Origin of the sequence: Halomonas meridiana (assembly GCF_009846525.1) — a bacterium.
GTDB lineage: Bacteria > Pseudomonadota > Gammaproteobacteria > Pseudomonadales > Halomonadaceae > Vreelandella.
In genome coordinates, this window is the sequence record NZ_CP024621.1 from 2,884,805 (window position 1) to 2,905,207 (window position 20,403).

Here is a 20,403-nt window from a genome sequence, read left to right on the forward strand (position 1 = left end):
ATTAGAGCCAAAACGACGTGAAGCCGTCATCATGGAAGCGTTGTAACATAAACAGCAGCTTCTTGACGCTTCTGGGGTAGCGAGTGTTCTGCGGGTTGACCTCCTTCTCAATAACACTGTACTCAGCGTCTTCCTCGAGCGGCGTGTTGGCCAGTAAGCTTAGTAGGCCTATCATTACCTTGAGCACGCTTAGCGAGCTGCCCTGGATACGAGGCAGCACTTTCTGCATCAGCTGGAAATCCATGGCGGCGTCGGTATCAAAGCCTTCCAGGCTTTCTAACGCCTCTTCCTGATGTAGAGTAAGATAGAAAGCGACCTCGTCACGTACCCGATAGCCAAAATGCAGCCCAGCCGGTTCGAGAATACCGTTGACCTGCATTAGCATCTTCATAGAACTGGCAAGCGCTTTTTTATGGGCATCGCTAAGATCATTCGAATTGAGAAACGGTGCCCTAAGCGCATCAGCATAGACGCCAGAAATCGGCATCACATCACGCTCTGGGTTCACCCACGCCAAATCGATATCGTTCATTTCAATGGCGTTGGCGCGGTCCAACACCTTACGACTGAATGCATGGGTAGATTCGTCCATATTCACCGTGCCCACCACCATCAGATTCTGCGGCAGATAAACCGGGCGACCGCCATTCACATCGGCACGGCTGATCAGCGGCTCAGTGACGATAACGTCATCACTGTCACGCTCTCGCGTCTCGATAAAGCTCAAGAATTCTGAAAAGTAGTGCTCCACACGAGCCAGGTTCATCTCATCCAGAATCACGAAGTAAAGCTCATCAGGGTGCTCAATGGCGCGTGCCATCACATCCAACAACGGCTTAGTCTCGAACTTGCCCTGGATGTTGGCATAGCCGATGAGATCGGAGCTGTCGGCCCAATCCGGGCGCACAGCGATTAGCACACAGTGGTCAGAGTCACCATAGCCAATGGCTTTAGCAAACTGACGCACCAGCTGTGTTTTACCGGTACCCGAGATGCCCGCCAACATTGCCAATGGCTTGGTACGCATACAGAGGTAGAAATTGGCGACCTCTGCCAACGAATAATGAAAGCCCTGGCTAGCCATATAGGCCTTTACGCGGGGCAGCCACTCGTTGGCCGAGGTTTGGGTGATCGCAACCGGTAGGCGGCGCTCCTCGGCTTCTTCAAGAGAGCTGCTTTCTTCAGTGGCCTTATCTACTTTCTCGATTAGATCGTCGGGGGCCGGCAGCCAGCGCTGGAGTTCATCGGGCAACGCGACAGAGTGGCCATTCAGAAGAATCGCTAACGCCTCCCAGGTGAACTCGAAGAGATACCCCTGATTCCCGGTGCCATCACGATTGTAAGGACCACGTACATCAGCCAGGGCTCTTTGCAACAGCGCTTGCTTCTGCCGGATCACTTCTATGGTGACCGGCTGCTCTAACTGAAAGAGAACCTTCAGATCGACGCGATTCCCATCACCACGCCATTCGTTATCGACGTCACCGTGATGCGGCGTAACGAAGGGCATTGACTCCGCTCGCGAGATTGCTTGAACCCCACCTGCCGCGTGGTGAACAACAATATCTCCCGGCTTAACGTTACACACGGCTTTCCAGTGGTTAAACGAGCGGCCACCCTTTCCTTCGAGCGGCGCCCACAGGTAGGCCAGGCCCTGGTCGGGATTATAGGTTTTCCCCTGCATGACATACCAAACGCGGGGTTCATGCTGCTGCTCTGGCTCTTCTTGATCGCCTACATGGGCGCGCAACGCCTGATAGCAAGTCTGCAGCTGCAAAGCGACCTCTTCTTCCCGCGCGAACACCTCGAGCAATAGGTTAACCCGCTCCAGGTTATTCTTGGCAGCATTGGCACCAACCTCCGGCCCAGAAATGTAGGAATGTTCACCACTACCAAACGTTTTCCACTGCCAGCCCGGCGGCGGGTGCTGCAGTGACCGGACTTCGATGCAGACGAACTCAGGATACTCACCGCTGACCTCAAAGGCCTCACCCTGATGGGTGAAGCGGCTAACATGACTTTCCTCATCGTATTCGGCACGGATCAGAGTATCTTGAATAAAGCCAAACAGCACACGAGCATCGCTGTTATTGACCACGAATACCGGGGCGCCGCGCTTCAGTTTGGCAAATTTCTCGCGGTTCCAGTAAAAGCGGTTCTGGTTGGCCGAGAACAGACGCTTGAAGTTTTCCTGTACCAAAGGCGGTTTCTTCACCTCATAAACCATCACCGTCAGGTTGGTATCACCGAGCTGACGCGGGTTACTAACCACCGCAAACTCACGTTCCTTAAGCGCTTCCACAAAGGGTTCATAAAGCGCCTGTTCTAGCTCTTCTTCATCAACCCGATACTGTTTAGTCGTTGCTAATGCCTCTGCAATTAATTGCTTAGGGTCAAAGCGACGACCCTTGTACAGGCAAGAAACGCGCTCACCAGGCGGTATTGGCTGAGTGCTCGCATCGATGGTGCGGATCACATCGGTGCGCGTTAGCTGCTGAATAGCCTGCTCAATGCTCATGCTTCGTTCCTTGTCACCTGGCAATCTAACCCAGCGTCTCCCGGGTTCTGCTCGTTCACGACAAACCCTTGGACTCCATAGGGCGCCAGAGCAGTCTCCATTTTTGACCGCAAACGAGTCGCCAAACGTTTGAAGTCTCGCTGATTCCAGGTCAGCAATAAAACAACCTTAAGCGTTGACGCTTGTGGCCAAACGATGTGAAAACTTGCTAGCTCAGGATCACCTTCCCGCTGGGCGACGGTGAGCGCCGCCAGGGTATCGCGGAGCTTTTCCTCGACTTCATCAACGATAAATGGCTTGCGTCGTGCCACCTGCACCTTTGGCTTAAGCCCTTGTTGCTCAACCCACTGCCTGGCCTGGATAACCTCACCTGGGTCCGCCCCTGAGAGCCGCGGACGGTTTTCTGGCTCGTAGCCTTCGCAATCTTTGACTTCGACCCACCAGTGGGTGGGGCCACCATTGTGGGCCAGTATATCCACTCCCTTAAGGCGACTCTTCATCCGCTGGCGATACCAGGAACTGTCATCGTATTTAGCCAGCTGCCAGCCCTCGGGAAAGCGGAAGGTCAGTTGGCCCTCTGTCACTTCAGGCATTGACCAGCTCCATCTCACGGTCGTATTGGGCCAACTCCTCATCAAGACTCACCAGATGCTCCAAGCCGCTGAGGCGGTCGGCCACCTCGATACGTTCAACCAACCCATCACCACGAACCAGAGCAAAGTAACGCTGCGCCACTGCCTGCTGGCGAGTGAGGAGATCAAGCTCCTTGAGCAAGAAATAGCTGTGGGTGGCAATCACCACCTGAATGCCCTGCTGGCTGAGCGTTACGGCTGCCAAAGCCACCAGCTTGATAAGTTTGGGGTTGAGATTGGCCTCCGGTTCATCCCAGAACAGGTAGCCCTTATCCAGCAACGAGCCGGTGGTGATCAAGCGGGCGAGCATCGCCAGCTTACGCAGCCCTTCTGCCACCAACGGCATTTCCAGGTTGCCTTGCCCAGGAATACGCAGATAGAAGCGCCCATTCTTGTCCAACACCACCTTGCCGCCCATCGCCTCTTCCAAGGGTGCCACCAGCTCGGCGACCGTCTTTTCGCGACTGCCCTTGACGGCAGGGGCACCCAGCAGCTTGCACAGGTCGATATGGTGCTCTTCGATATCCACGTGCCGGTTTTCGTAGAGCGGCAACAGCCAATGGTATTGGCTTAACAGTTCGCGTGTCGGCATAAAGACCGGCGCCTTCTCCTGCCAGGCGCTGGGTAAGCGGTCGATCTTAACCTCAGTCTGTGAACGGGTGCTGAAGCTGAAAGCGGTATCCAGCACAGCCTGCTCAAAGGCGACGGAGACCCTACAGGTCTGCGCCCCCTGGCGGCGGCTAGCCAGCCGCCCCAGAGACTCAGGCCGAAACACCTTGATCAGCTTGTCGGCAATGCCCTTCTGAAGCAGCGACTTGGTGGGGTCGGCTACGCTCGGCTCATTAGCCTGCTCGTAAGCGTTAGCGATGACGCTGTAAGCCACCTTGAGCAGATGCGATTTGCCGGTACCATTTTCGCCCACAATAACGTTTAGCCCCGGCGCGAAATCCAGTCGCGCCTTGGGAAAAAGCGTGAAGTTATCCAGTTCTAACCGCTTCAGCATGCTGCCTCCTAAATATCTAAGCCACCCTGTTCGCCAGCATGCCCCGTTTCATGGGATGCCGCTACGATGGCATGCCAGGAGCCAATTAGCTCGTTGTAGGCGCGTGCTTCCTCGGCCCATTTCTTACGCTCACAGAGGGTATAGAGATGGTACGACAGCTGACGAATTGCCTCGCCCTTCTCCGGCATCTTGGCCAGCAGTTCACCGGCAGCGGATTCACCATGGTTCTGCAGGCGGCGGATCATCTGATGGCAGGCTTCCCACACCGGCGTGCGCTTGTCGGTGGTCGGGTCCCATTCAGATTGGTACTCGCCCCACTTAAGCAGGCGCACCTTGCCGCTACCGGATTCGATCACGCCGGCTTCCCTGACGCCATCTGCTGTGGTGCCCTTAGCCTGTGCAAGCACCTGTGCCTCACCAAACGGCCCTGCGCTCCAGGCGTACTGATCGAACCAGCTGGCACAGAACTGAGTATCAGCATCGAAGTTGCCGGAATCAGGGCTCAAAAACTCGGTAATAGCGCGGTTGATCAGTACCAGGGCATCGTGGACGCTCATCTTTGAGCCATCTTGATTCAGCACCGCCTCGTACTTAGAGTAAATAGCCATACCCGGCCCGATCGCCGCCTGGGCGAGATCCACTGGAGCAATGGGTGTTTGGCCTGTCTGGCCGCCAATCATAGTCTCCAGGGCTTCAGGCATTTCCGTTCGCAATTGACGCTGGAAGTCACGGCGAGAAACGGACTCTGCAGTAGTTTCACGCTTACGACAGACTAAGACAATGGAAGACGCAAGCGCATTAGCACCTTGGTTACGTGATCGATTTTCACGTTCTGTTCTTAGAGGCCATGTCCCTGTTATTATCAAACCAGACTCTACAATTGATTCTATAAATGTTTCCCAACCCTTGGAAGCCGTGCTTCCACTTTTTGTTTCTGACTGTTTAAATGCATAATAAATTGTCATTGGATAAAATTCAGACGATGCACTTGCGAGATTTCTAAACGTATTTTTCATGCCATTCATGAAAAAACTTTCAGACTGCTCCTTACCACCATGCCGGAACTGGTTTGCAACTAGCTCTTCTTGTTTCGGAGTTAGCATTGTAGGTACAAGGTTAGGCGATATCTCTTTCAAAGATCTACGAAGCCATATATAAAAAAAATCGGATAAATTAGAATACGGTATATTATCGTAGTATGGTGGATCTGTAGATATGACAACATTTTTTATCTCGGAGCAGGATGCTGCATCAGCAAAAAACGCCTTTGAAATTGAAACAGATCTGGTATCACAATTTTTTAGACCGTCAGCCGTTGTTGTCAACATAGACAAAAAAGATCCACTAGGACCGTACAATATATTTGTCTCAGAGTAATCCCAGTTCATGGGAATCGCATGCTTAGAAAAAAGATGGCCTGGACACTCAACAGAAGGCATCCATGCAGAAAGGGAGTTTGCTCTATTAGCTGTTTTTGATATAGAGAATGCTATATAAAGGCATATTGCATTTGCATAATTTTGAGCTTCATGCTTCAGTTCTGGATGAGCAGAATTAAAATCATCAATTATTATTGGCTTTATATTTTTCAACTCATCACACATATACGTCAGTGTCTTAAGCTGCCTATTAGTGAAAAGTTTTTCAAAACGATCCATACCATATACAACTGAGTTTGTGCATCCTGCCCAATGGTCTATTTCAGCTTCTGGATAGTCGCTAACTTCGACACATTTTGCAATTTCTTCATGTTCTTTATCAGCAGGATAATAGCCTCTCCCTTTTTTCTTTTTAGTCACAATTGCAATAAGTTTATGGCCAATTCGACCAGACCTGCCCTCCTCTCTTATGTATTTAAGAGGAATATTAACCCCCGACATCAAACATGTCGCGCCTTTTCTTCCAACAATTCCTTGTTGATCTGGCTTCTCAAATTTATTTACAATTTCAAAGTACCAACTTCTTTTTTCGCTATCAACTATCGGCTTTAAGTATGCACCATCCCCTTTTGTTGATAGGGTAAAGGATTTTATGAGAGGAACATCACAATCTGAAAACGCCGGATTCGGGCTTTTTACGGTTCTAGCCCAAATCCAGCATATAACGTCTTCAGAAACTGAATCTTTCTCGTTATAGTACTTTGGGTAAATATCGCATAATGCTTCCCGAGCTTTGTCTAATAATAACCCTCCATAAAATATGATGTCTTGTGCCAACCCTTCATAACCATGAAGATTCTCGATTGCTACTTGGCCTTTTGGTAAAGAAACTGGTGAAAATTTCGAAAATTCCGCAGGTATCTCAAGACTTGCTTTGCCAAGCATCACAGGTATTGGGTTTAAATCTGAAGCATAAACGTCTAAGCCTAAACGACTTGCCTCTAACGGAATAGCTCCACCTCCTGAGAAAGGATCCCAAAGCGTAAGATTCAGGTCTTTTTCGTCAAACTTCAATCCGTTCAACTCGCATGTTTCACGCCAACTTTCCACAATTAGTGAGCGAGCCTTAGCCAACACATCAAAGTTATTATTATTTTTCCATTGACAAAGTTCTTCAAGGACACCAAAAATTTCATTTCTCTTTTCCTCACAGATTTTTTTGGGTTTGCCTTTAGACCATCCTCTTACACCGCCAGGATCGTTGACCATTTGAGAGAAAATAATTGCGCGAGCAGCAACCAGTGGTCGACGTGCCCACCACATATGCAGCGTTGAAGGATGCCCCTTCCTAATAGATTTTTCAGCGGATGCAGCTTGATTAATTAGATCTAGTGGTAGCGCCACTTCGATCAGCTTTTTGGGAGATTTAATAGAGTGCATCGGTATTCCTTATCCGCTCACCCGGCACAACGTGTGCCGAATGGCAGTAACAAACGGGAGGTGTTCAATAGCATCAAGCTCTTCATCGAGCAGCGCTTGCCACTCTTCATCAGAAAATTCGTCAACTAACGACCAAAGTTCTTCAGCAGTGTCTATGTAACCAGCCTTAGCGGCCTTTCGCATTCGGCGCAAAGCACCGTGCTCAGCATCCAGGTTAAACACCCGCAGGGTTTCTTCTGCCCTGCACTGTTGCTCAGCATTGAGCCATTGCCGTGGATAAATCGTTCCGTCAGGAACAAATACAAAAAAATCATCAGGATCATCAATATCAGGTTTTAGTAGGTCAGCCGCATGGTAATCCCCTGCGTCATGATCCTTGTGCTTACCGCAGGTCTCTTTACGGTCACACGAGCCAAAGAGATTGTCCCACTGAAACGTCACGCGCGGGTCTCGACCTTTCTGAACAAAATGTTCTACATGACGCCGACCTTGCTGAATCTCTGCCTCACAGTAGGCACAGCGGTTTCCCTGCATGGCTTCAAGTGCCAACCAGAGCTCAGCGCGGTCGTTGTTGTTCAGGTCGCGCCAGTTATCTCGGCCATGCTGGTAGTTTTTTAGGCAACCAGGCGCGTGGCCACGGGTGAGAAAGTGCATCCCTAGCGGCCCTCTTTGTCACGCCGAGCAGGCTTGCGCCGTTTAAGCGCCTGCAACCTGATTAACCGATCGCACTCCAGAATATGTGGATGATGCTTTCCATAGTGCGCTTCCAACAGCGAGCGTAACTGGATTGCCTTATCGTGGGACTCCAAACCTTGCTGAATCAGCGCCATGTAGTGGCTTAGTTGGCGGACAATCTCGATATTCGGTAATGGGTCGGTACCCATGATCTCTGCCAGCAAATCTGAGCTTGCAACCCCTTGAGTCTGACGAGTCACTGGATGAACCAAGATGCGTTGCTGGTCACGTTCCTCATCCCACTCCGACGCCAGGATTCGAATGCATTCAGCCGGAATGGTACTAAGCACCTGAGGGCTGTGCGTAGTGACGGTGAATTGCACTTGTGGAAAAGCCTCTTGCAGCTGCTGCAGCACCACCTGCTGCCAGCGTGGGTGCAGGTGCATATCCACTTCATCAATCATTACCACGCCTATCGTTTCCCGTGCGGCATTGACGCCCATGTGTGGGTTAAGTTTGATGCAGCGGTAAGCAATGTCCCCCACCATGGCCAATACGCTGCGAATGCCGTCGCTGAGCTGTTCGACATCGAGAGTGCCTTGATCCTCATGATGCAGAATCAGCGATTTCTCGCGGCTGATGCTGTATTCCAGCGTATGCCACCCGGTGATGGGCTTTAAAAAGGTATCGATCGCCTGCTGAACCACACGGATGCGGCCCTGAGCTGCGCTCAGCTCCTCGTCGTTGGAACGCCCCTCCATCTTGTTGATCTGCTGCTCTCGCAGGCTCTCATAGGCCCAGATAAACCACTCTTTGAAGTGCTTGTAAGAAGAAGCTGGGTCAAGGCAGTTCACATAGCCAAAGGTTCGAATATAGAAATCAGGATCCTGCGTATCATCTTTCCCTTTTGGCTTTTCAATCAGACGCTTTTGCGCCCAGAGCCTTCCTGTACCGTAGTAACCAAAAACTGGCAGGTCCAGCGTAGGTTTGTCGGGGCTCCTAATCTGAGCTTGAACGGCAGAGCTCCAGTTTTTCATCTTACTGGTATCGCCATCGTCTTTGGTCTTGGTCGCCTTGGCTTCACTATCACGATAGCGTACCCAGGTATCAGAGCTTCCCATACCGAAATCACCAGTGAGCGCCACTTCGGTGGGTAGCTGCCTAGCCATATCTCCATTTGGTAAACGAACCAAGCGAACATCACTAATAGCGATAGCATTGCCCGGCGGATTAAAAGCTGGCCGAGCAAGATCAAAACTACTAACAAATGGCCAGAGACCAATACGAATGGCATCCAGCAGTGCTGACTTACCCTGGCCGTTCTCTGCAACAAGAACCGTCAATTGTTCGTTGAGTTCCAACTCAAGGTCGGTGAAGCAGCGAAAATTCTTGATACGTAGCTTGGAGAGTTTCATTCGAAGACACCCACTGGCGCTGCTTTAGAAAGCAGCTCCTCCAGGTCATAGTTGATACTGGCCACGCCAAAGTCAGGTTCACTTGTAAAGGGCTTCTGCACGTAATAAGGCCCTTCTACGCTATCGCCCTCCACGATGACGATAGCCAGCCAAAATTTGTCGGCTTGGTTAAGGCCATAGATAATTTCGTTACGAGAGACAGTAATGGTGCTCTGCCCTTTTGCACGCCCCTTCACCTCAATATGGCGATCCGGCAGGATCGAGCCATCCGTATTGGCTGGAGGGCGGGCGGTCACATCCCAGCCGCACTTCTGACCGGAAACATCAAACACTTGGTTGCCCATGGCGCGCTCGGCGTCCATTACCGCTTGCATGGCGAGCTGTTCGATGCGGGCGCGAGCCTGGGCATCGACGCTGAACTGAGTTTCGCCTTGGCGCTGGGCCAGCAAGCCCTGAGGAATCACCAGGGCGCCGCCGATCACCACCGGCGTGCTGGAGACCACCTGCTTCATGGCATCGAGCTCGCTGCGGCGCTGGTTGAGCCGCTCGGTCAGTTCATCCACCCGCCTGCGCGCCATCTCTGGCTGCATGCGCGGCTGCTTTCCGGCCTTCATATCGTCGGTGAGCTTGATGTAACGGTCAGACCAGTAATTGATCTCCTTGACCAACCGCTCGTTGACGGCATTGAGCACCTTGTCGGCGTGGCGTTCGCGGCGCCCCTTCACCTCGCGGAAGTGCTCTGGCACTAGCGCCTGCACAGCGTGATTGAGCGCCAGGGCCTCTAGGTCGCCAGTGACCCATGGCGCTTTGAGCACATCCTGCACCAGGTTGAGTTCATGATCATCGATGGGCTGCATGTCCAAATGCGGCGCCCAGCCCGCATGAGTCGCTCTGCCCTGCTCGTCGATTTCCACGAACTGTAGGCGGCGTGAAACCACCCTGGGCGAGCCGTTGATCTGTTTCTCAACTTCACGCACCGAGTGATCGACCATGAACAGCACTTTAGGCTCAGTGCTGTCGTCGTTGGGGTCTACCAGCACGGCGCCCTGCTTTAGCTTGGCCCTGTGGGCCTGCAGCACCAAATCGGTCGTGGCATGCATTAGCGGGTGCATGGGGTGAATCAAATCAGCCATGGGCTTGCCAGGCAGGCGTACATGCTCTTTCTCAAAGCAGATACGCTCATATTTTCTCAGCACTGGCGTTCTACTTTCTCCAACGATGCGATCCCGCTCACGTATGGCGGCGGGAACGTGGCGTACTTCATAGCGCCCTTGCTCTCTTGGGCGCATTTCGCCTCGCAGCCCTTGAAATGCTTCAGTGAAAAAAGCGCGGATAAAGTAGGGCTGCAGCTTGCGTGCTTCGGCCTTCTCCATCTCCTCCTTCACCGCGTAGAGCTCTTCCAGGCCCATATGCTGTTCGACCAGGGCATTCCGGCGAATGATCTCGCGCAAGTGGTCGGTATCCAACGCACCTTCAATCACCTGCTCTAACCGCGACTTCACTTCGTCGGACTCGCCATAGCGAATGGCTTCTACTAACAGGTCTTTCAGCGAAGTATTCTCAAACGCCTCACCAAGAATATCGAAGACCTTGCCACCAAGCGCGCTCTTCTCCACCTCGAGCTTGTCGAAAAGCTTCTGAAATACGGCACCTTCACGCGTCTCATTAGCCACCAGGTTCCATAGGTGGCAGACCTCAGTCTGGCCGATGCGGTGAATTCGCCCGAAGCGCTGTTCCAAGCGATTAGGGTTCCAAGGCAAATCATAATTCGCCATCAAGTTGGCATTCTGTAGGTTAACGCCCTCACCGGCGGCATCGGTGGCCACTAATACCAGCACATCCGGGTCGTTGCGGAACTGCTCTTGGGCTTTACGGCGCTCATCACGGTTAGTGCCGCCATGGATGGTGATCACCGCCTCAGGGCAGCCCAACAGGCTGCGGATGCGATCAACCAGATAGTTGAGCGTATCTTTATGCTCGGTGAAGATGATCAGCTTTCGGCGACTGCCGCCGGACGTGTACATCTCAGGGCTGTCTTGTAGCAGGTGCGAAAGCTCTTCCCACTTGCGGTCGTTACCAGATGCGACCAGCTGCGAGGCCTGCTCCTCTAAGTCCTGAAGAATCAGTATCTCAGCCTCCAATTCGGGCACAGTCTCCGCGGCGGTGGCCTGATCCACTACCTGTTCGGCGTAGAGCTCGTACTCCTCGGCGCTCAGTTCTTCATCTAGCTCGTCTAAATTATCTGGCAGTTCAATCTGCTTCTGTACCGCATAAGTGCCCAGGGTGGAGGCGACTTTCCCTTCATGAATAGCCTGACCACGAGCCATGAGCTTCATCTCATTAAGGCGGTCTTCCAACTTGCGACGGCGCCGCTTGAGAGACTGGTAAATCGCCTCTGGGCTGGACGCCAACCGCCGCTGCAGCTGAGTTAGTGCGAAACCTACAGTGCCCTTTCGTTTACCAGAGAGCGCATCGGCTCGGTTCATTTCGTTGCGAACGTAGTCGGTCACTTGCTCGTAGAGCGAAGCCTCTGAGTCGGAGAGGTCGTAATTAGCGGTGTAGGCGCGGCGCTCAGGGAAAAGTGGGGTGCCATCGAACTTGAGCAGCTCTTCCTTAACCCTACGCTGCATCATGTCGGAAACATCGACCTTGTGGGCACCTTCGCGGAACTTGCCGTAGAAGCGGTCGCTATCAATCAGCGATAGCCAAATCTGGAAGTCTTCTTCCTTGCCATTATGCGGGGTGGCCGTCATCAACAAAAAGTGGCGGGTAATCGAGCCTAGCAGCTCACCGAGTTGGAAGCGCTTGGTCTTGTTGATCTTATTGCCGAAGTAGTTGGCCGATAGCTTGTGGGCCTCATCGACAATTATCAGATCCCACTCCGTATTGGCGAGCTTCTGTTGATAAAGCTCGTTGCGCGAGAGCTGGTCCAAGCGGCAGATCAGTTGGTTTTGCTCATCGAAATAGTTACCAGAAGCGCACTGCTCCTGTTTCTCGCGGCTAAAGATTTCGAACTGCACGCCAAATTTCTCTAGCAGCTCATCCTGCCATTGGTCGGTCAGCCCGCCGGGCGACACGATGAGGATGCGCTTAGCATCGGCACGCATCAGCAGCTCGCGAATCAACAGGCCCGCCATGATGGTTTTACCAGCACCGGGATCATCAGCCAGTACAAAACGTAGCGGCTGACGAGGTAGCATAGCCTCGTAGACAGCAGATATTTGGTGAGGGAGCGGCTCCACGTTAGAGGTATGAACTGCCATCATGGGATCGAACAGCGCCGCCTGGCTGATGCGGTAGGCCTCTAGGCCCAGCTTGAAGTCAGCGCCGGGGGCGTCAAAGGCCCAAGGACGCCCAGCCTGGGCTAGCGAGAGGTTGGGCTCGTTGTCACGAAACAGCATCTGCTCATGAACCGCGCCCTGGCTATCCTTGAAGTAGATGGTCAGCGCATCGGCGCCCACCGGCACCACGGCTACAACTCGTACCACCTCATCAGGCTTGATGCCGCGAACCTGAGCATCCTGTTTGATCTCTTCCAGCTTCAGCATGCAGCTCCCTCCGCAAGTCGGCTTTTGCCGTTTCTTCATTTATCGTCGATCTGGGCCAGCTGGAGTATTGCCCCTACTGGGCTAATACTAACTGATACGCTGCATTTCTTCAGCGCTCCCACAGAAACTCAGCCGCTGCTCACTTAATTGCCTACAAAAATCAAAAAAAATACTGTGACAAACAAGCCGCCAAATGAGGCGGCTTTATGGGGCACATCAAGGTTGCAGCGACACAATCAGATCAATCTGCTTAGCGGTTTGGCTCATCATACAAAGCTTATAATTTAATTCACCACCTGGGGCGTAATCTGTCACGCCTTCAAGCTGGCACCAGCTCTCTCGAAAATTGAGCCACGCTCGCTGACCAGCAAGCAGTGCTGACTGCTGATCTTGCGAAAAGCTTCCACGTAGCTGTTGGTACTCGCGATTAAGCACCACATCCTGCCTTTCAAGCTCGCCTTCTACGCAGTTATCTAGCTGAGAGTTTCTAAAAGCACTATCATCAATATTGCCTAAGCACGCATAGTACTGGTCTGAATGCGCTGTTTCTGCGGCAACAGGCAACGACACTAATGCAGTAACACATGCCCCAACAATCAACGCCGCCTTGATAGCTGTCTGACTCTTCATTTACTGCTCCGCTTCATGATCAATATAAAGTGAATGGGTAGCACCATAGTCTCATCATTCTTAGATATATCCCATCTCAGCAAGTGATTTGCACCCATCGCTTCCCACTACCACATGATCAATCACCCGTATATCCATCAAGCCAAGCGCTTCTTTGAGGCGTTCAGTAATACGCCGATCCGCATCGCTAGGCTCAGGATCACCGCTGGGGTGGTTATGCACCAGAATGACAGCGGCGGCGTTGTAAGCGATTGCCGCTTTTAGTACCTCTCGTGGGTACACGCTGGCTGAATCAATCGTGCCGCGAAAAAGCTCTTCAAAGCGGATGACACGATGTTGGCTATCGAGGAACAGCACGCTGAACACCTCGTGCTCATAGTCCTGAATCAAAAGCTGTAGGTGCTCAAACGCTTGCGAAGGCTGAGTAATCTTGCGGCCTTTGGCGAGCTTGCGGCGTGCGAAGCGCTTGGCCATGGTAATGATGTCTTTTTCCGTGACCGGTGATGTGACTAAGTAGGTGCCCGCCACTTCACCGGCTTTGAGTTTGCTATGGGGCATGATGACCTCCAAAAAAATAAAGATGCCGGGGTGGTGGCCCCGGCATCTATGTCGTTAATAGTGGATGTGTATTGTGGTTCAGTGGGCAAGTCACGCCGCCATCACTTGGCTGATACGCCGCTCCATCTCTTCATGAAAGGCATCAACACGCTCGGCAATTGTGCGGATCAGAGCCTCGTCTCGGTAAGCACGCTTCACAAACAGCGGCATACCCGGCCAGTAGCTCACAAAGTCGATCCACTCCCGTTCACTGACCCAGAGCCCACCCTGGCATTGGGGCACGTGTTCGTCGGGTATTTCCCCACTGAGCAGCACCTCAATCTGGAACTTGGGCAGCTTGGTCTTGATCTCCAACAGGCCGTTTTTGCCAATCAAGCTATCCGGTGAGTAGCCTACGTTGTGGTTGAGGATCAGGCCCACTTCTTTAGGCTTCGGTGCGCCGGTCATATCGCGATACAGCGAGCGGGCGACGCTCTCTAGCTCCTGCCCCCGCTTGGTGTGGGCATTGCCTTGAAACGGCTCGGCCAGCTCACCGGTCATGCGCTCGCCGATCAACTGATGCATGTAGGTAATGGCTCCAGTCCCTAACCCACCGGGGCCTTTACCATTCACCAGCAGCGCCTTGAGTTCTGACATGGTGACGCGCCCAAGACGCGCCGCCAGCCACTCGGGCGACCCTTGTGGCATGGTGAGTATCTTCATAACGCCTCCTGTAGGCGATGAGAGATCGGGCTGAGACGCGATTGCTATTTCACGGCTCGCTTGGTGAGGGATGCGCGGAGCTTGTCGAAATCTGCCTGAGGCACCTGAACCGCAACGCCGTATTTGCCGCTGAACCACTCTTGGGTAGTGGCTGGGCATTGGCTGATCAAACGCTGAATCTGCCCCGCTTGAAAGGCCGTAACCCTCTTTACAGCTGCTCGTGTGCTGGTCTGACCATTATCGTCTTGCCCGCGTGTGGTGATGTTGAGCAAGGCGCACAGTACGTAGCGCTTGCCGTAGCTGGTGGACGAACCAAAGGCCTGGACCGCGTTTTTGTTACCGCTCATGTCTGCAGGCAGCAGCATGCTGGTCTCTTCCCGGTGGCCGTCCTTGTGCATCAGCACGCCCGTCACTTGAATGCCGCGTTCCTGTGTCTGAATACGGAAGCTCACTGCGAAGCCGTGTTTTTGCAGGATGGGCCTCACGGTATCGACAATGTCTTCCAGCGTGGCATAGCAGCCGTTATTGGTTTGGCCACGCTCTTCAATGCTGGGCAACTCGGTCTGCATCGCTGCCATAGCAGCGCTGTAGGCCATCATGGCCTGGCGGTCCATCACGCGCTCCTGCATTTGCAGCAGGCGCTCCATCTTGTCGATATCGACATCCGGGTTAAGCGCCGCGCGCTCGATCACTTGGATAATGGCTGTACTATCAGCCGTCGGATGCGCTTCTAGCGCCGCTGAGTTTGGGGAGTGCTGAGCGTTGGCGTCTGCTTGAATGGAAGGTACTGGGCCTTTTTGGGAAGACGCATTTACTACATGAGTACGCTGTGCCATGGGGCACCTCCTTTTACGTGAAGAGGGAAATGCGGGCTAGTCAGCCCTGTTCATGGGGTGTGTCATTTAACGGGCGCAGGAACGTCGGGTAAGTGACGCGCAATGTCTGCGGGATCGATACGCTCCAGGCGTATCTCCGCGCGATAGAACTCGCCCTGGGCGCACACCAGCGACGTTGCGTTGTGGGCGTCGTGCTCTAGCAGTTGTTTGGTTAGTCGAGTGAGCGCCATCTCGATGGCGTCAGAAACAAAGCTCATGCGGGTACCTCGCGGTATAAGCCCCACAGCAAAACGCCCAGCCTTTTCAGGGGCTGGGCGTCTATGCCGTGAGGGTGAGGATGATCATTAGGTGAATCGCTTGTGGGGATGGGGGTATGGATGGCTACGACACCAGCTGTAGGGCGGCATCCAAAGCCTCTTGTTTGAGCTGTGCCCCCTGACCAAACCAGGCTGAGTCCATACGGGTATCGTTACTGCGTGCCCGCTTGTCGTGATCGACGTACTCGGTCACGGCGTTCAGCAAGCCCCAGGCCGTGTCTTTGGCGGTCACCAAGTGAGACCCCCGACCTTCGCCGTGGTAGAGCTTCTGCACCTTATTCAGCGCTCGGTAGTTGGGCAGTTTAGAGGGATCGTCAAGCGGCTTCTCAGCTCCGCAAATCACCGACTGAAGATACTGCTGCGCTTCCTGCCGAGTGATTTTACGCTCTGCTAGGGTTTTCATCCGGTACATGAAGTCATTCCATTGCGACACCGAAATGCCAAGCTGACGCTTCACGGCACGCGGATCAAACTCTGAACGATGGGGCACCTTCACCGCTTGTGACGTACCATCGACGGCAATTTGCAGCGTGTTATTGCACACCACCCGCACCGTGGTAGGCGTGGCCATGGTGGCAAGGGTGCCATCGCAGGAAGTGGCCAATAGCAGGTAGTCATTGACCTCATCCTGGCCTTTGAGCGACGTGCTTAAGCCGCTACGGGCTAGCGCCCAAAACTTACGTCCGCCTTTCAGCACGCCAGCGGTTTCTAGCTCATACCCGGCGTATTCGGTCAGGTCGCGATAGAACTCCAGGATCTCTTCAGGCTGTACCACCTTATAGCGCTGAGACACCACCGATAGCGGTGCTTTGGTATCTGAGCGGTAGAGCACTTTTTGCTCAGGGAACGAGTGAATGCTGCCCAGGTGGCTAGCCCCTTCGGCAATAAAACGCACTGGTGCTTCTTCGATATGCCAGTTCATACCGGCCTGTTGCTGCCAGACCTCCAGCGGTTGATGACGAGACAGTTGCTGCCCCAGGCCATGCCAGGGGGTATCGCCTACGTAAGCCATGTGTTCAACGAGATGTGCCATGAGTCATTCTCCAGACATAAAAAAAGCGCTGACAAAAGCCAGCGCGAGAAATTGAGTAAGCAGATCATTCGCCCCTCACAGGGCGAACAACGATGGGTTAAGCGTTAGGTGCTAAAGGCGGATAGGCGTCACGGTAAGGGCAGCCGCAAGACAAGCATAACCACGGTGTCCCGCTGCCAACTGGCAGCCACTGTTCAAACAGTGAGGTGGCCATACGTGAGCCGGTTTGGCCACCGGCCACGGCCCCCATCATGGCGGCATGCAGTTTTGCCAATGGAAAGCGAGTCACAGTTAGCGGCAGTGGGCTGGTGATGGCCGTCGCGCGCCATGCGCCAATAGCACCGCCAATTAATGTGCTGCCTACTACGCTCACGCGTTGGGCAGTCTCCAGGTTCAGCAGGCGTGTTGATGCACAACGCTTACAGGGTGGGGACATATTGAAGCTCCTATGCAGCGGAAAAGGTTCCAGTGGGGTGGATGCATAGGAGTGATATAGGTCTGAATATTTTTTACTGGCGTGACTGATACTGTGAGCCTGACAGATTTCTTATTATCTCATTGATTAAATGGAATTATTTTTTTCATCTTCAGGGATAGTCCCTCATCACATCCATCACTGAACATCGTGCCTCGAATGGTGCCGACGCCACCATAAGAATAGGAATAATGACGGTAATAGTAATATGCAGTAGCAAATTAATAACTAATAGTAATAAAGGTACGGAGGAGATTTAGAAATAGGGCTACTAGGGAGGAGGCCTTTCGAAGCCTCCGACCATCCCATAAAAAGAGACCAGAGAAGTCCTGTTAACGCAGTATCAACAGGAAGGATCACACCGACAGCAACGTGATGGCGAATAACGCTATGACAATAAGGCCACCTCAGAAGATCGCCTTTTTAAGAGGCGATGCACAGACAAATTCGCTACTGACCAGCACTTACAACGCTGCACCTCCTTATTCGCACAAGGCCACCCTATGCAGGGCCCGTGACGACAGATACATCTTCACCCCATGACTATCACTCAAAGCCACTGCTTAAATGCGGAGAGTGCCGTGTATGCGTGTGTCATGAACTACACCTAAGAGACTCTCATGTTCACGAATAAACCAAAACGCCACCCTCACAATACGAAGCTACGCCTCTATTACGATAGCTGGTACCAAGGGCTACCAGTTCAGCAACGTCTACAGGGCCCTCAGATTGAGAACTATCTGGAGACCACTCTGCGGGTACTACAGCACACTACCTACGAGCAGAACCGAACCTTGGCGTTTCGCCTCGACCTGCGCTTCCCCCAAGCAATGCCAGTTGGGCCGATCCACGCTGACAACGCGTGCCTTAACCGGTTTTTCTATGCCTTGCGGAAGGAGCTTGAAGCGGCAGGCACCAAGTATCACACCGAAATCCGCTACCTGTGGGCCCGAGAGCAGGACACTAGCGACAAGCCTCACTACCATATGCAGTTATTGCTTAACTATGATGCCTTTTGTTCACTGGGGTGCTTCTCCCCCTCCTCCAGTGGTAAATACGAGCAGGGCAATCTCTACCACCGTTGCGTTAGGGCTTGGAGCTGGGCCATCAACTGGCCGATTTACGACATGGCTGGACTACTCCATGTCGCCACGGACAAGCTGACAAAGCAGCCCTATGTGTATCGCATGCACCGAAATGACGCGGAAACTTTTGCACAGGTTTTCTACGCAGCCTCCTATCTGAGCAAAGCCTACTCCAAGCCCATCGCCCAAAGAATCCGCTGTCACCAAGGCAGTAGCCGGTAAGTCTTTAATTGGACCCCATATTTGGATTATCTCTAAGTTGTTCCAAGCTCAGAACGTAATTCCATCCCCCCCGTATCGACTGATTAAAGCAACGTCTTTACTCATTGGCATGTAGCGCGGCAAGCTAGAAACCTCCCATAAACCATCCATTATCAACTTAGTATATAAAGAAATAGAATATAAATTTTAACCACCCACACCCTGTAGGTGCTCATCGGTATGAGGCATAGCTCCTACTGCCAGTGTAAAAGCCGGTCATTTTGGCTATCCGTAGCCAAAATGACCGGCTAGATTGACTGTTTACCTTTAAACATTCAAAAACCTCGTCATTATTTTAATTGTTTTGTCAACCCCTCTGCCTATCCAGCCGTCTAGCTTGTAAGCAGCGCTAGTTTCACCCCTTTCAACAAGCCTCACTCTCTTCACTGACACCGAAACAGGCTCGATGGAGCCCAACCACACGAATTAGGAGAGTGACAATGAGCTATCTCTTTTACCCGATACTGCCTGCCCCGGGCAGTTTCAATCCCCAACGCGTCGCATCAACTCTATTGTGGCGATCCAGCAATGAGCTCAGTCAGAATTGCCAGGTGTCACAAGATCTCACCACTCTGACCCTGTTAGCAGGGGTCAGTATAGTGGCTCAGGGTCGCTACGATTTGAGGATGCCCTTTGGTGCGATCAAACCAACCTCTATCAACGTGCTAGGAGTTGCTGGCTCCGGCGAAGGTAAATCTCCGCTCTTCGACAAAGTGCTACACCCCATTCAAGAAGAACAGCGCAGGCAGCGCAAGGAGTGGCGCAAACAGCTGGATACCTATCAAGGGGAGCTAGAGGAGTGGCGAACCGAGGAGAAGGTGCTGACTCAATCAATCTATCGCAAACGGACCAAAGGCGGTACAGCGGAGCGTGAACGACAATTGCTGCAAGAGCTGCATCAACGCCGGCCCCAATTACCACGTGAGTTCCGGTTACTGTACGACGACACCTCACCAGAAGCACTCTTTTCAGGACTAGATAAGAGGGTGCCAAGCGCCGCGTTGGCGACAGACGAAGCGGAGCTATTCTTCAAGGGCCCTATGAATCGGGCACGCAGCCATATTAACTCCCTATGGAGCGGTGGTAGCACAATCATCACCAGGGCTACTAAAGAAGATATTGCCTTAGATGATGTCCGCCTAATGCTGCTACTAATGGTGCAGCCCGGCATCCTGGACAATTACATAGAAGCACAGGGTCGACAGGCAAGAGACTCCGGCATGCTCGCTCGCTTTCTCGTCTGTGCACCGCTACCGACTCGCGGTCAACGGCTCCACTCGCAACAGTCCTCCTCGACATGGGATGCTTGGGAACAAGCTGAAGTACGCCTGACCACTCTGATGCGCGAGAACCTGATCCTGACAAACGAACCAGACACACCAAGAGAGGTACTTGAATTTACGCCAGAAGGTGCAGCCTGCTGGATACAGATGGCCAATGAGATCGAGCAACAGATGCGCCCGGGGGGGTGCTTTGAAGCGTGTCCCGACCATGGCTCGAAGCTGGCGGAAAACGTGGCTCGCGTCGCGGCATTGATCCACTTGCTCGAGGAGTATGACGGGGGTATCACACAAGAGACAGTGTTGATGGCAATGGATATCAGCCTCTATTACTCTGGCCACTTCATGCAGGTTTTCATGCCACCTCCCCAAGAGGAGCAAGATGCTCAGCGGCTAAACGAGTGGTTCAATGAGCTGAGGCAATTCGGCTGGCGTATTATTCGGTACAACGAAGTGCGTCAACGCGGTCCACGCCCGTTGCGTGATAAGAAGCGGCTCAAAGCAGCGCTTGATGTGCTGCTTAACCATCAGCAAGTGGCTGTTTTTACTCTCAACCGAACCCGCCACATCGACATCGCTCCTTGGCTGGGTCCGCAGAACCCGAGCATTTACTGAC

At 52.9% G+C, this 20,403-nt stretch carries 16 protein-coding genes; 2 read left to right on the forward strand and 14 right to left on the reverse strand.

Features of this window, described 5'->3' with window-relative positions:
• Nucleotide 1 precedes the first annotated feature (1 nt).
• The 14 genes from CTT34_RS13805 to CTT34_RS13870 all read right to left on the reverse strand — a co-directional run bounded on the left by CTT34_RS13805 (nt 2) and on the right by CTT34_RS13870 (nt 17,122).
• The gene (locus tag CTT34_RS13805; RefSeq protein WP_159342935.1) at nt 2-2,518 is read right to left on the reverse strand and encodes an McrB family protein; all 2,517 of its coding nucleotides are present in this window, start codon (nt 2,516-2,518) and stop codon (nt 2-4) included.
• Nucleotides 2,515-3,111 (reverse strand): hypothetical protein, encoded by a 597-nt coding sequence (locus CTT34_RS13810; RefSeq protein ID WP_159342936.1) that lies wholly within the window; start codon nt 3,109-3,111, stop codon nt 2,515-2,517. Before CTT34_RS13810 ends, CTT34_RS13805 begins: the two co-directional genes overlap by 4 nt.
• Complete coding sequence (locus CTT34_RS13815) at nt 3,104-4,153, reverse strand: AAA family ATPase (RefSeq protein ID WP_159342937.1); 1,050 nt, start codon at nt 4,151-4,153, stop codon at nt 3,104-3,106. Before CTT34_RS13815 ends, CTT34_RS13810 begins: the two co-directional genes overlap by 8 nt.
• Nucleotides 4,154-4,161: 8 nt before the next feature.
• Complete coding sequence (locus CTT34_RS13820) at nt 4,162-6,972, reverse strand: DUF1156 domain-containing protein (RefSeq protein ID WP_159342938.1); 2,811 nt, start codon at nt 6,970-6,972, stop codon at nt 4,162-4,164.
• A gap of 9 nt (nt 6,973-6,981) precedes the next feature.
• Complete coding sequence (gene ptuB / locus CTT34_RS13825) at nt 6,982-7,626, reverse strand: retron Ec78 anti-phage system effector HNH endonuclease PtuB (protein ID WP_159342939.1); 645 nt, start codon at nt 7,624-7,626, stop codon at nt 6,982-6,984.
• A 2-nt stretch (nt 7,627-7,628) separates the two neighbouring features.
• Nucleotides 7,629-9,062 (reverse strand): AAA family ATPase, encoded by a 1,434-nt coding sequence (locus CTT34_RS13830; protein WP_159342941.1) that lies wholly within the window; start codon nt 9,060-9,062, stop codon nt 7,629-7,631.
• Nucleotides 9,059-12,610, reverse strand: a complete 3,552-nt coding sequence (locus CTT34_RS13835) for a helicase-related protein (protein ID WP_159342942.1) — start codon at nt 12,608-12,610, stop codon at nt 9,059-9,061. Before CTT34_RS13835 ends, CTT34_RS13830 begins: the two co-directional genes overlap by 4 nt.
• Nucleotides 12,611-12,826: 216 nt before the next feature.
• Nucleotides 12,827-13,240 carry a lysozyme inhibitor LprI family protein gene (locus CTT34_RS13840; protein ID WP_159342943.1) on the reverse strand — a complete coding sequence of 138 codons (414 nt, stop codon included), beginning with the start codon at nt 13,238-13,240 and terminating at the stop codon, nt 12,827-12,829.
• Nucleotides 13,241-13,300: 60 nt separating this feature from the next.
• Nucleotides 13,301-13,798 (reverse strand): RadC family protein, encoded by a 498-nt coding sequence (gene radC, locus CTT34_RS13845; RefSeq protein ID WP_159342945.1) that lies wholly within the window; start codon nt 13,796-13,798, stop codon nt 13,301-13,303.
• A 90-nt stretch (nt 13,799-13,888) separates the two neighbouring features.
• The gene (locus CTT34_RS13850; protein WP_159342946.1) at nt 13,889-14,500 is read right to left on the reverse strand and encodes a lambda exonuclease family protein; all 612 of its coding nucleotides are present in this window, start codon (nt 14,498-14,500) and stop codon (nt 13,889-13,891) included.
• A gap of 44 nt (nt 14,501-14,544) precedes the next feature.
• Nucleotides 14,545-15,336 carry an ERF family protein gene (locus tag CTT34_RS13855; protein ID WP_159342947.1) on the reverse strand — a complete coding sequence of 264 codons (792 nt, stop codon included), beginning with the start codon at nt 15,334-15,336 and terminating at the stop codon, nt 14,545-14,547.
• A gap of 62 nt (nt 15,337-15,398) precedes the next feature.
• Nucleotides 15,399-15,593: a hypothetical protein gene (locus tag CTT34_RS13860; protein ID WP_159342948.1), complete on the reverse strand. Its 195-nt coding sequence runs from the start codon at nt 15,591-15,593 to the stop codon at nt 15,399-15,401.
• 124 nt (nt 15,594-15,717) lie between these two features.
• Complete coding sequence (locus CTT34_RS13865; protein ID WP_159342949.1) at nt 15,718-16,686, reverse strand: DUF932 domain-containing protein; 969 nt, start codon at nt 16,684-16,686, stop codon at nt 15,718-15,720.
• Nucleotides 16,687-16,783: 97 nt separating this feature from the next.
• Nucleotides 16,784-17,122: a hypothetical protein gene (locus CTT34_RS13870; RefSeq protein ID WP_159342950.1), complete on the reverse strand. Its 339-nt coding sequence runs from the start codon at nt 17,120-17,122 to the stop codon at nt 16,784-16,786.
• A gap of 659 nt (nt 17,123-17,781) precedes the next feature.
• Between CTT34_RS13870 and CTT34_RS13875 the strand changes: the two genes are divergently transcribed.
• On the forward strand, nt 17,782-18,468 hold the full coding sequence (locus tag CTT34_RS13875; RefSeq protein ID WP_089676081.1) for a YagK/YfjJ domain-containing protein: 687 nt from the start codon (nt 17,782-17,784) through the stop codon (nt 18,466-18,468).
• A gap of 479 nt (nt 18,469-18,947) precedes the next feature.
• Nucleotides 18,948-20,402 (forward strand): YfjI family protein, encoded by a 1,455-nt coding sequence (locus tag CTT34_RS13880; protein WP_089676082.1) that lies wholly within the window; start codon nt 18,948-18,950, stop codon nt 20,400-20,402.
• Nucleotide 20,403 lies beyond the last annotated feature (1 nt).

Coding starts and splice junctions, on each gene's coding strand:
- CTT34_RS13805 (WP_159342935.1), bottom strand. CDS start 2,518: ATGAGCATTGAGCAGGCTATTCAGCAGCTAACGCGCACCGATGTGATC.
- CTT34_RS13810 (WP_159342936.1), bottom strand. CDS start 3,111: ATGCCTGAAGTGACAGAGGGCCAACTGACCTTCCGCTTTCCCGAGGGC.
- CTT34_RS13815 (WP_159342937.1), bottom strand. CDS start 4,153: ATGCTGAAGCGGTTAGAACTGGATAACTTCACGCTTTTTCCCAAGGCG.
- CTT34_RS13820 (WP_159342938.1), bottom strand. CDS start 6,972: ATGCACTCTATTAAATCTCCCAAAAAGCTGATCGAAGTGGCGCTACCA.
- ptuB (WP_159342939.1), bottom strand. CDS start 7,626: ATGCACTTTCTCACCCGTGGCCACGCGCCTGGTTGCCTAAAAAACTAC.
- CTT34_RS13830 (WP_159342941.1), bottom strand. CDS start 9,062: ATGAAACTCTCCAAGCTACGTATCAAGAATTTTCGCTGCTTCACCGAC.
- CTT34_RS13835 (WP_159342942.1), bottom strand. CDS start 12,610: ATGCTGAAGCTGGAAGAGATCAAACAGGATGCTCAGGTTCGCGGCATC.
- CTT34_RS13840 (WP_159342943.1), bottom strand. CDS start 13,240: ATGAAGAGTCAGACAGCTATCAAGGCGGCGTTGATTGTTGGGGCATGT.
- radC (WP_159342945.1), bottom strand. CDS start 13,798: ATGCCCCATAGCAAACTCAAAGCCGGTGAAGTGGCGGGCACCTACTTA.
- CTT34_RS13850 (WP_159342946.1), bottom strand. CDS start 14,500: ATGAAGATACTCACCATGCCACAAGGGTCGCCCGAGTGGCTGGCGGCG.
- CTT34_RS13855 (WP_159342947.1), bottom strand. CDS start 15,336: ATGGCACAGCGTACTCATGTAGTAAATGCGTCTTCCCAAAAAGGCCCA.
- CTT34_RS13860 (WP_159342948.1), bottom strand. CDS start 15,593: ATGAGCTTTGTTTCTGACGCCATCGAGATGGCGCTCACTCGACTAACC.
- CTT34_RS13865 (WP_159342949.1), bottom strand. CDS start 16,686: ATGGCACATCTCGTTGAACACATGGCTTACGTAGGCGATACCCCCTGG.
- CTT34_RS13870 (WP_159342950.1), bottom strand. CDS start 17,122: ATGTCCCCACCCTGTAAGCGTTGTGCATCAACACGCCTGCTGAACCTG.
- CTT34_RS13875 (WP_089676081.1), top strand. CDS start 17,782: ATGTTCACGAATAAACCAAAACGCCACCCTCACAATACGAAGCTACGC.
- CTT34_RS13880 (WP_089676082.1), top strand. CDS start 18,948: ATGAGCTATCTCTTTTACCCGATACTGCCTGCCCCGGGCAGTTTCAAT.